Source organism: Robinsoniella sp. (genome assembly GCF_034124845.1).
The window spans coordinates 1-11,128 of sequence record NZ_JAWYAJ010000493.1 but is presented as its reverse complement, the minus strand read 5'-3'; the positions used below and the strand labels follow the sequence as shown (position 1 = coordinate 11,128).

Here is an 11,128-nt window from a genome sequence, read left to right as displayed (position 1 = left end):
ATTAAAGTACATTGAAGAGAATTATAAAACGGCAACCCTGAGTGAAATTGCAGGAGAAATGAATCAGTCTGTTTCGAATATGAGCAAGCAGATTAAACATGCCACAGGAAGGACCTTTAAGGAACTGCTTCAGGAGAAGCGGCTTTCCCAGGCAGAACATCTGATACGGGATACTACGATTCCCATTACTGACATTATTTATTTGGTAGGATATGACAATACCAGCTATTTTCACCGTATTTTCAAGGAAAACTACCATATGAGCCCGAAAAGTTATCGAAAAGCTATCGTTGACAACAGCGGCAATTCTTTATAGAATAGAGTAGAGCGTGAACTTAGACACGCTCCAGTAGTTGTTCCAGCAAAAGACAGGAGGGCATATGAATAAGAAAAAATCAGGGATTATCTGCTTACTGGTTCTGTTGATCTGTCTGTTGATTCCGATGACGGCTTCGGCAGCATCGAAGAAAAATGGATGGTATCAGAAGGGCAGTAAATGGTACTATGCGAAAAATGGGAAAAATGAAACCGGTTGGAAGAAGTACCAGGGGAAAAAGTTTTATTTACAGAAAGATAAGAATGGCCGGATGGCAATCGGCTGGTGCAAGATAGGAAGCAAGTGGTATTATTTTGAACCGACAAAATCGCCGGTGGGTGCAATGCGGACCGGTTGGTTAAAGGTTGGCGGTAAGAAGTATTACCTGGGGAAAAAAGGTGTGATGTACACCGGAAAACGCAAGATCGGAAAAAAAAGATATCAGTTTGCAGTATCCGGAGAACTGGTTCGAGAGCTGAAAAAACCGCGGTGGAGAACCAACAGTAAAGGGAAATGGTACGATAATGGCGACGGTACATACCCTAAATTCACCTGGATGACCATAGGCGGAAAACGGTACTATTTTGATAGAAAAGGATATGTTATTATCGGGTGGCAGGAGATAAACAGCAAGTATTATTACATGGGCACTGATGGAGCCATGCATGCAAATCAGTGGATTACCACCAATGGACGTAAGTTTTACGTACAGAGTGACGGTACCATGGCGACCAGTAAATGGGTTGGCAAAAAGTATGTAGGCGCAGACGGCTACTGGATTAAAAAATATAAGAGTAACAGTAACAATGGAAAAGACGGCTGGACAGGAGATAGCAGTACCATTCGGTATACGAAGAATAAATCTGCGGTGGTGAACTGGAGATATTTTAAAAATGGCAGGGCACTGAAAGGGTGGAATCTGATCGGTGGCAAATATTACTATTTTGAAAGAAACGGCTATATGATGATTGGCTGGCTAGACCGTGGAGGTTCCAGATATTTTATGAGTACTACAAAGTCTGGAAACATCGGTGCTGCGGTAACAGGCTGGATGAATATAGACGGTAAACGCTATTATTTCTTCCCGACCGGTAAAATGGCAAGAAACCAGACGCTTCTGGCTAGTGATAAGAAGTATTATACCTTTGATAATGATGGTGTTTGTGTGAAAGTTAGCTGACGGTTGTTTCTTATCAGCAGGAACTATAATCGTAATCTTCGTGTGCATCATCAAATGGCACGATATACTTCAACTTCATAATTGGAAAATAAGGACGTAAATTAGAAAAATTGCGTCCTTGTTTTTTTGCCCTGAAATAACTATAATGAAGAAAAATAACAAATGAAAGGCGGAAACACTTATGTATAATGTTGAAAAAGGGTATGAAGCAGCAAAAGAATTTTATGCACAATATGGCATCGATGTAGATAAAGCAATTGAAATCGCAGACAAAACGCCAATTTCCATGCATTGCTGGCAGGGAGATGATGTGGCTGGAACGGAAGTAAAAGAAGACAAGTCTCTTACAGGAGGAATTCAGGCTACCGGTAATTATCCTGGAAAAGCTACAAATGGTGAAGAGTTGAGAGCTGATATCGAAGAAGCTATGAAATTCATCCCGGGTGAATTGAAAGTCAATGTACACGCAAATTATCAGGAAGCTGACCATTTTGTAGACCGTAATGAGATTGAACCGGAGCATTTTGCGAAATGGGCTGACTGGGCTGTTGAAAAGGGATTGGGACTGGACTTTAACCCAACTTATTTTGCTCATCCTAAGAGCACAGAAAAAGGAACTCTTTCCTGTGCAGATGAAGATATCCGTAAATTCTGGGTGGAACATGGTATTAAATGCCGTCAGATCGGTGAATATTTCTACAAGAAAACTGGAAAACCATGTGTCATTAATCACTGGACACCAGATGGAGATAAAGAAGTTCCGGTTGATACATTAGGACCAAGACAGCGTTTAAAAAAGAGCTATGATGAAATCTTCGATGCAACAAAAGACGTTGAAGGTGTAGTGGATGGTATTGAATCAAAGGTATTCGGTATCGGAGCAGAAAGCTATACAGTAGGCTCACATGAATTCTGTATGGGCTACGTAATGAATGCAAATAAAGACCATATCATTATGACTTTAGATGCGGGACATTATCACCCAACAGAAACAGTTTCCGGAAAATTATCCAGTATCTATACGTTTGATAATTCCGTATTACTTCATGTAACACGTCCGGTACGCTGGGATTCCGATCACGTTGTAGGATTTGATGATGAAACCAGAGCAATCTTTGAAGAACTGGTTCGTATGGATAAATTAAAAGATACATACGTTGCAACAGATTTCTTTGATGCATCCATTAACCGTGTTGCTGCATGGGTAATTGGTCTTAGAAATACCAGAAAAGCAATGCTGGCAGCATTATTACAGCCGGTAGACCAGATGAAAGAAATGGAAGCAAACGGTGATGTAAGTGCAAGACTTGCATATAAAGAAGAATTCAAGGCTGCTCCATTTGCAATGGTTTGGGATTATTACTGTGCTAAGAAAAATGCAGGAACCGGATTAGAGTGGTTAAAAGAAGTAAAGCAGTATGAAAATGATGTGTTATTAAAAAGATAAAAGAGAAAGCAATAAAAGGAATATATTAAAATAAATATATTAGAAGAAGGGCTGTTACACTGCAGAAGTGTGCGGCTCTTTTTTTGCGTAAAAAATGAATGAATTCCTCTTGACATTATTAGAAAAGTGTACTATATTGTACTTGTACAATAAGTACACTTAAGTACGCCGGATGATACTTGGAGGTTAGAATGTGGAGATAATTATTAGCAACAATAAGAGTAAACCCATTTATGAGCAGATAACATCTCAGATTAAAGCTGCCATAATGAGCGGAGAAATGCAGCCCGGAGAAATGCTTCCATCTATGCGGGCGCTGGCGAAGTCTTTACATATCAGTGTGATTACAGCACAGAAGGCTTATGAAGACCTGCAGCGGGATGGTTTTATTGAAACGGTAACAGGCAGGGGAACTTTTGTAGCTGACACTAATAAAGACTTTTTTCAGGAAGAGAAGCTGCGTAATGCGGAAGAAAAACTGCAGGAAGCAGCGGAAATAGGAAGAAGCAGTGGGATCAGCCTGAAAAAGCTGATAGAGCTTTTGACCATATTTTATGAGGACGAGGAGGATATGTGATGGATTATATTTTAGAAGTGAAGGACCTGGAGAAAAAATATAAGGATTTTACTTTGGATAAAATCAGTTTTTCAATTCCCTCAGGCACAATTGTTGGTTTGATTGGTGAAAATGGAGCGGGAAAGAGTACCACGATTAATGCTATTTTAAATTTAATTAAAAAAGATGGCGGAGAAATAAAGGTTTTAGGAAAAGAAATGACGGACAGCGATACAGGGATGCGCAACGAAATCGGGGTTGTATTTGACGGAAATAATTTTTATGATACGCTGACTCCTAGAAAAATTGGAAATATTATGGCAAAGGTATATTCGAACTGGGATATGAGCTGTTTTGAGGATTATCTGAAGAGATTTCAGCTTCCTGTAAGAAAGGAAATAAAGCAATTTTCCAAGGGGATGAAAATGAAGTTTACCATTGCAGTGGCACTGTCCCATAATCCCAGGCTTTTGATTCTGGATGAGGCAACCAGCGGACTGGATCCCATTGTGAGAGATGAAGTGCTGGATATTTTTCTTGATTTTGTACAGGATGAGACTCATGCGGTCCTGGTTTCTTCCCACATTACCAGCGATCTGGAGAAGATAGCAGATTATATTACCTTTATTCATAAAGGCAAACTGATATTTTCTCTTTCCAAAGACGAACTTATTTATAATTATGGAATTATTAAATGCGGCAGGGAACAGTTTATGAAGATGGAAAGCGATGACATTATTACCTACCGGAAAAAGGATTATGAGTATGAGATTCTGGTATCGGATAAAACAAGAATGGAACGGAAATATAAGAACTGTCTTATGAATGATGTTACCATCGATGATATTATGCTTCTGTATGTGAAAGGAGAAAAGGTATGAGAGGATTAATATTAAAAGACCTGTATAATATAGGACATAATGCAAAGATGATGGTGATGATGCTGGCGGCTATGGCTGTATTACTGGTACCTACAAATGGTGTCATCAGTTTTATGGGCATATGCGTGATTGCTTGCAGCATGATGCTGATTACCACAATCAGTTTTGATGATTTATCAAAGTGGAACCGGTACGCACTGATTATGCCGGTATCCCGCAGAGATGTTGTAAAAAGTAAATATATGGTATTGATTATTTTCTCTCTGGTCGGCTGCGGTGTAGGTATTGTTATATGCAGCATAGGCAGTATTATTTTAAAGGATTTTAATCTGGCTGATATTTTGGGGGCATCCCTGGGGTGTCTGGGTATTGCATTTGTATTTGGAAGTATTATACTGCCCCTTCTCTATAAATTCGGAGCGGAGAAAGCTAGAATGCTGATGATCGTGTGCTTCCTGATTCCCACCGCGGTTGTTTACTTCGTTGCATATTTTTATAAAAATACCGGGCTGCCGATGCCGGGAGAGACCTCAATAATAATAGCGATCGTATCGCTTCCGGTTTTATGCATTCTGTTCATGTATATCTCTTACCGGATCAGCCTGAAAATTTTTCAAAATCAGGAAATGTAATCTGTAGTGATTGTTTTCCGGATCAGGATTTTGATTTAGCTTCTCGGGTGTCATGAAGCTGATAGTCGTCGGTAATAAAAATTGCGTCCACATCCGGCAGAGACTGGATCAGTTCCATACCTTTTTGAAGACCCAGTGCAAAACAGGTTGTGCTTAAAGCGTCACCATCTACGGATTCTTTGGAAATGATGGTGACGCCAAGCAGACCGTTTTGATAGGGATAACCTGTTTGGGCATCCAGAATATGATGATAGATGATACCGTTCTGTTTAAAATACCGCTCGTATACCCCGGAGGTCACGACAGACTCATCGCTTAAATGTACGGATGTTATCGCTGCATTTTGTTCATCAAATGGTTTTTGAATTCCGATATTCCAGGCAGATCCGTCTGGTTTTGTGCCAATGGTAAGTACATTGCCTCCCAGATTAATCAATCCGCTTTTCACATTTTGTGAAACGAGGTACTCTTTGATTTTATCAGCGATATAACCTTTTGCAATTGCACCAAGGTCAATGGAAGCCTTGGGGTTTGAGAGCGTAACGGTGTTGCCGTTTATTTGGATGGTATGATAATCAACCAACGCCCTGGCTTCGTCGAGAGCATGGCTGTCCGGTATTGTTTTCTTATCCTTAAAATCCCAAAGGGAGCTTAAAGGCGCTATGGTGATATCAAATGCCCCGTCGGATAACTGACTGTAGGTAAGGGATTTCTGAATCAGGGAAATGGTTTCATCCGATACGGTTACCGGCTTCCCATTTGCCTCATTAATGCGGGAAACATCACTGGTTTCAATGGTTCTGCTTAACAACTGCTCGTATTTTTCGCAGACGGCAAAGGATTCATCCAGTAGGGATTCATCTTTTGTATCGTAAAGTGTGATTTGAATCACCGTGTCCAGTAAAAAGCCCTGCTTGCTGATTGGCTCTTTGGAGGAACTGCAGGCTGAGAGAAACAGGTAGCAGGTAGTCAAAAGGCAAATAGAAAGCAGTTTATAAATATTTTTCATGTCAGAGTTGATCCTTTCGTGCTTTATGCGGGGGTATTTATATGACAGGAAGTATGGAAATCTTTATCCGCGGTGCTGGTAGAAGAAGATTGCCAATTGCGTCCGGTCTCTTAAGTCTAATTTGTCCAGGATCGTACTGAGGTAATTCCGCACGGTTCCTTCGCTCAGATACAAAGTCTCGGAAATTTCTTTATTACTAAGTCCATCAGCAACCAGTTTGATGATTTCCAGCTCTTTTGGCAGGATACCGTGAGAACTGTAGTTGTAGTGTTCTGTGTTCTGCATCAGTTCCGGTATTTTTCTTACTATTTCCCCTCCGAATACACTCTGGCCTGAATAGACTGCTTTCAGGGCAGGCAGGATACTTTCGTAGTTCTGTTTCAGCAGATAGCCTTTTGCACCGATATGTAATGCCCGGACAATATATTCATCATCGGAAAACGTTGTCAGATATAGTATTTTAGCCAAAGGATCTTGCTTTAATATTTTTTCTCCTGCTTCCAGACCGCTCATAGGAGCCATGCGGATATCCATTAAAAGAATATCTGTTTCTGTCTGGTATTTTTCAAAAAGTAATATTGCATCTTTGCCGCTGCTTCCCACAGCGGTTACTTTTATTTCCGGATCACTTTCTAAGATGGTTTTCAGTGACAGTGCAACCAACTGGTCGTCATCTATAATTATTATATTCATTTCAATTTATTTCCTTTCTGATATGGGAGAGAATCAGGTGTTTTTTGGTATTGACGCAAATATTTTAAAACCATTGTCAATACTGGTGCGGAAAGTACCGTGTAAAGCCTGAACCCTTTCCTGCATATTTTCAAGCCCGATTCCATGAGAAGCGGAAGCTTTGCAAAGGGGGTTGCCATTGTCGCTGATCTGGATTTGAAAAAAGGATGGATGTTCTCTTACCAGGATAACAATATGGCTGGCATCACTGTGTTTTACGATATTGGAAAGCCCTTCCTTGATTAACATGATCAAACAGTACTTTACGTTTCTCGGTATGTTGTCACTCATATCATATTCGAATGTTGTTTCATAGGTCTTATAGTCTTTTAAAATGGTGCGGATGGTATCATAAAGGTCTATGGAATCATCATGCAGATCATGAACGCTTTCCCGTATGCTGTCCATGGCGCTGGACAGGGTATCTTTCACTGAGAGCAGAGGTGCTTTCAGATTGTTATCTTTATTCACTGCCAGAAGTGCCCCGGTCTGCAAAATGGAGCGGGACAGCATATGCCCCACGTTATCGTGGATTTCTCTTGCAATACGGTTTCGCTCCTTCAGGGTGGCGAGATGGATTTCATAGTCCTGCTTTTCTAACAGATCTTTATTTTTATTCTCCAGTAACAAATTCAGCTCCCGGCTGTTGTCCCTTGAAATCTTCAGCTGATGAGACAGCTTTTGGAAAGTGTCTGTCCGGTAACAGAGGAGGAAGCTCAATAAAAAATATACCAGTATAGACAGGTGCATCGGCTGAAAATCAATCGTCAGATACCGCAGGCAGGCTGCAACCCCTATGACGGAAAGGTACCAGAACTTCCTGGTAAAAAAATCATAAAAAATAAGCGGAAGCAGCAAACAGAAAGGCGGTACCAGAAAACACAGTAAAAGATAGAAACATCCTGTAAGTACCGTAACTTTAGACTGATCGAAATACGTATTCAGGCAGCTGATGCCAAATGCAGTGACGAAGACATACACCGGCAGAACAGATATGGAACCGTCAATCAGGGTAATAGAGCAGCAAATTAATATAATGCATTTATCAATCAATGTATCCATGAGAATTCCTCCTTGCAATGTAAATTTACAGCAAAAAAGGTTACGGTCAGCTGTAAGTTACTTCTATATTATACCTATTAGCAGCTAAAATCTCAACAACAGAATCTGCAAATCATGAGGTTATGACAAATGTCACCTGATATGCTGACATACGGCACTTCTTCCGGACTTTCCTTTGGTTTATAATGGTATTATCAAATAGACGGAGGGTGCATAGGATGAGCGAAACCATTGTGAAAATAGAAAATCTAGTGAAGCGATACAAAGAACTGGTGGCATTGGACCACTTTAACCTGGATATTAAAAGAGGAGAGATTTTTGGTTTGCTGGGACCAAACGGGTCCGGTAAGACAACTGCAATCAGCTGCCTGTTGTCTCTGCTTTCCTACGACAAAGGCAAAATTGAAGTATTTGGAAAGACAATGCACCCGGACAGCTATGACAGCAAGCGTAAGATCGGTGTTATTATGCAGAACGTAGCTGTTTTTGAAGAGCTGACGGTATATGAAAATCTGGACTATTTTTGTGGATTGTATGTAAATGATAAGCAGGAACGGCGGGGACTGGTAAAAGAGGCAATTGATTTTGTGGGGCTTCGGGATTTCAAAAAATTCTATCCCAGAAAATTGTCCGGAGGTCTTTTAAGAAGGTTAAACATTGGATGCGGAATTGCACATAAGCCGGAGCTGATCATCATGGATGAACCTACAGTGGCAGTGGACCCGCAAAGCCGGAATCACATTTTAAAGGGAATCCAGAAACTCAATGAAGAGGGTGCAACGATTATTTATACCTCTCATTATATGGAGGAAGTGGAACAGATCTGTACCAGAGTTGCCATTATGGATAATGGGCAGAATCTGGCAATTGGGACGACGGAAGAACTAAAAAACATGATCAAAGTGGGTGAAACGATTCGTATCGAAATACTGGGTCTGGAAAGCAGCATCTTATTAAAGATCAAAGAGCTTCCCCATGTCTACTCTGTGGCATATGAAGAAAACGTATTAAAAATCAAATGCAGCAGTGCAAACCACAATCTGGTTAGAATTTTGAATTTTCTTCAGGAGCAGGAAATTTCTTTTGGCAGGGTTTTCTCAGAAATGCCGACTTTAAACGATGTATTTTTAGAGATTACAGGCAAAGAGCTGAGAGATTAGGAGGGGACTATGTTTTTTCATATTTATAAATACCGTTTAAAAGGGCTGGTTCGAAACTGGCAGGGACTGTTTTGGACATTGGCTTTCCCAATGATACTTGGAACACTTTTTTTTGTGACTTTTGGAAATTTTATGGACCGGGAAGAAAAGATGGAGGCAATTCCGGCAGCGGCAGTGATGGAAACCCAGGACAGCTATTTTAAAGAACTGCTGGACGAATTATCCAAACCGGGAAACAACCAGATTATGAATATTCAGTATACGGATGGGGATAACGCAGGGAAGCTCTTAAGTGACGGGAAAATCGACGGAATCTTTTATGTATCCGATACGGTGGAATTGATGGTAAAAAAGACCGGAATAAATCAAAGTATCTTAAGCTCTATTCTGGACAGCTATCTCCAGGTTGAAAATATGATTCAAAAATCCATAAAGGAGAATCCGGCGTCTGCACAGCTGATCCTGAAAAGCCTGAATGAAGATGTAACATTAAATAAAGAAATAACGTTAAGCAGTGGAAACCTGGATTCCATGATGCAGTATTTCTATGCGCTTCTTGCCATGGCAAGCTTGTACGGTTGTTTTCTGGGCCTATACAATGCCGGTTATATTCAGGCAAACCTTACCACGCTGGCTGCCAGAAAAATGACATCTCCTGTTCATCGCATGACAATGATTATGGGTGATTTTGCAGCGGCAGTGACGGTTCATTTTTGCTCATTGCTGATTTTAATGGGCTATCTGAGGTTTGTACTGGGGGTAGACTTTGGCAATAAAATACTGCCAATTCTGCTTTTGACTCTTATCGGCACTTTGATGGGGGTATCTATGGGATTTTTTGCAGGCTGCGTGGGGAGAACATCCCTGAGCATCAAAACGGGTATCATGATTGCGGTCAACATGTTCTTATGCTTTTTCAGCGGTTTATTTATAAACACCATAAAAAATGATGTGGAACAGGTCTTTCCCATTTTAAACCGTATTAATCCAGCTGTGGTGCTCTCTGATGCATTTTATGCACTTGATATTTACGATAATTACGACCGTTATTTAAAAAATATCATTATTTTATTGGCTTTTGCAGCTACATTCTGCATAGGGGGATTTTTGCTGGCGAGGAGGAAGAAATATGCAAGTCTTTAATTGTTTCTATAAAATAATCAAAAAAAACATCGGAGGATTATTGCTTTATTTTGGGATTTTTATAGGTCTTGCGATCTTAATGTCCAATATAACTTCCGGTACCGAGATGAGTAGTTTTGAGGAAACGAAGATTCAGATGGCGGTCATTGACCGTGACAACAGTGAGCTCAGCAAGGCGCTGAAGGAATATATGGGTGCCAGGCAGAATCTGGTTGCAATGGATGATGATAAGGAGAAAATGCAGGACAATTTATTTGCCAGAAAAGTAGAATATATTCTGATTATTCCCCCACATTTTGAGGAGAAATTAAAAAGCGGGGAAGAGGTATATACGGAGAACATAAAAGTTCCCGGTTCCTATACGGGATTTTTTGCAGACAGTCAGGTAAACCAATACTTGAAATCGTTGAAAACATATATTGCAGCCGGATATGGGGTGACAGATGCAGCGGAAAATGTGGAGGAAGATCTGAACATCAAAGGTCAGGTTACGCTCCAGGGGGATTCCGTTAAGGCAGATATGCCTTCTATATATTATTATCTGCGGTATATTCCTTACGCACTGATGGCAGTGTTGATCTATGGAATCAGTCCGGCGCTGCGTGCTTTTCAAAACCGAGATCTGAAAAAAAGGAATGAATGCGGAGCCATGACCCTGAATCAGAGAAACAAGCAGATTATGGCAGCATGTGTGGTGTTTTCCACCATTGTATGGGGGGTATTTATGATCGCGGCAGTCGTGCTTTACCGGGAGCAGCTATTGGATGGAAACATCAAATACGGGATTCTAAATACGATGGCATTTCTGCTGGTTGCGGCGTCAATCGCATTTATGGTGGGAATGCTGGTGAGAAGCGACAATGCCCTTACGGCGCTGGTGAATATAATCAGCCTGGGCTTTTGCTTCATGGGTGGAGTGTTTGTTCCCCAGGAGATTATGAGTGAAAAAGTGCTGGCATTCTGTAAGTTCGTCCCATCATTCTGGTATGTCAGGGTAAATGACCTGTTGG

The 11,128-nt window shown here is 40.8% G+C and carries 12 protein-coding genes; 9 read left to right on the top strand and 3 right to left on the bottom strand.

Going from position 1 to position 11,128, the window contains the following annotated elements:
• The 6 genes from ACH2DQ_RS24195 to ACH2DQ_RS24170 form a co-directional block, all read left to right on the top strand.
• Positions 1-316, top strand: a 316-nt coding sequence (locus ACH2DQ_RS24195; protein WP_395028574.1) for a helix-turn-helix domain-containing protein, incomplete at its 5' end; no start/stop codon positions are given.
• 64 nt (positions 317-380) lie between these two features.
• Entirely contained in the window at positions 381-1,496 is a 1,116-nt protein-coding gene (locus tag ACH2DQ_RS24190; RefSeq protein WP_395028573.1) for a hypothetical protein, read from the top strand.
• Between the two features lie 181 nt (positions 1,497-1,677).
• On the top strand, positions 1,678-2,943 hold the full coding sequence (locus ACH2DQ_RS24185) for an L-rhamnose isomerase (protein ID WP_394913129.1): 1,266 nt from the start codon (positions 1,678-1,680) through the stop codon (positions 2,941-2,943).
• 193 nt (positions 2,944-3,136) lie between these two features.
• Positions 3,137-3,520: a GntR family transcriptional regulator gene (locus ACH2DQ_RS24180; protein WP_394913130.1), complete on the top strand. Its 384-nt coding sequence runs from the start codon at positions 3,137-3,139 to the stop codon at positions 3,518-3,520.
• Positions 3,520-4,380: an ABC transporter ATP-binding protein gene (locus tag ACH2DQ_RS24175; RefSeq protein ID WP_394913131.1), complete on the top strand. Its 861-nt coding sequence runs from the start codon at positions 3,520-3,522 to the stop codon at positions 4,378-4,380. Before ACH2DQ_RS24180 ends, ACH2DQ_RS24175 begins: the two co-directional genes overlap by 1 nt.
• A complete protein-coding gene (locus tag ACH2DQ_RS24170) occupies positions 4,377-5,012 on the top strand; it encodes an ABC-2 transporter permease (protein ID WP_394913132.1) in 636 nt (211 codons plus the stop codon). Before ACH2DQ_RS24175 ends, ACH2DQ_RS24170 begins: the two co-directional genes overlap by 4 nt.
• A 22-nt stretch (positions 5,013-5,034) precedes the next feature.
• Here the strand turns inward: ACH2DQ_RS24170 and ACH2DQ_RS24165 are convergent, their stop codons facing one another.
• From ACH2DQ_RS24165 to ACH2DQ_RS24155, 3 genes are all read right to left on the bottom strand, one after another.
• The gene (locus ACH2DQ_RS24165; protein WP_394913133.1) at positions 5,035-6,021 is read right to left on the bottom strand and encodes an FAD:protein FMN transferase; all 987 of its coding nucleotides are present in this window, start codon (positions 6,019-6,021) and stop codon (positions 5,035-5,037) included.
• Between the two features lie 63 nt (positions 6,022-6,084).
• Positions 6,085-6,714 (bottom strand): response regulator, encoded by a 630-nt coding sequence (locus tag ACH2DQ_RS24160; protein ID WP_394913134.1) that lies wholly within the window; start codon positions 6,712-6,714, stop codon positions 6,085-6,087.
• Positions 6,715-6,747: 33 nt separating this feature from the next.
• Positions 6,748-7,815, bottom strand: a complete 1,068-nt coding sequence (locus tag ACH2DQ_RS24155) for a sensor histidine kinase (protein ID WP_394913135.1) — start codon at positions 7,813-7,815, stop codon at positions 6,748-6,750.
• A 218-nt stretch (positions 7,816-8,033) separates the two neighbouring features.
• Between ACH2DQ_RS24155 and ACH2DQ_RS24150 the strand changes: the two genes are divergently transcribed.
• From ACH2DQ_RS24150 to ACH2DQ_RS24140, 3 genes are all read left to right on the top strand, one after another.
• Entirely contained in the window at positions 8,034-8,975 is a 942-nt protein-coding gene (locus ACH2DQ_RS24150) for an ATP-binding cassette domain-containing protein (protein WP_394913136.1), read from the top strand.
• Positions 8,976-8,984: 9 nt separating this feature from the next.
• Positions 8,985-10,118: an ABC transporter permease gene (locus ACH2DQ_RS24145; RefSeq protein WP_394913137.1), complete on the top strand. Its 1,134-nt coding sequence runs from the start codon at positions 8,985-8,987 to the stop codon at positions 10,116-10,118.
• On the top strand, positions 10,105-11,128 hold a 1,024-nt coding region (locus ACH2DQ_RS24140), incomplete at its 3' end, for an ABC transporter permease (protein WP_395028572.1). The genes ACH2DQ_RS24145 and ACH2DQ_RS24140, both read left to right, overlap by 14 nt.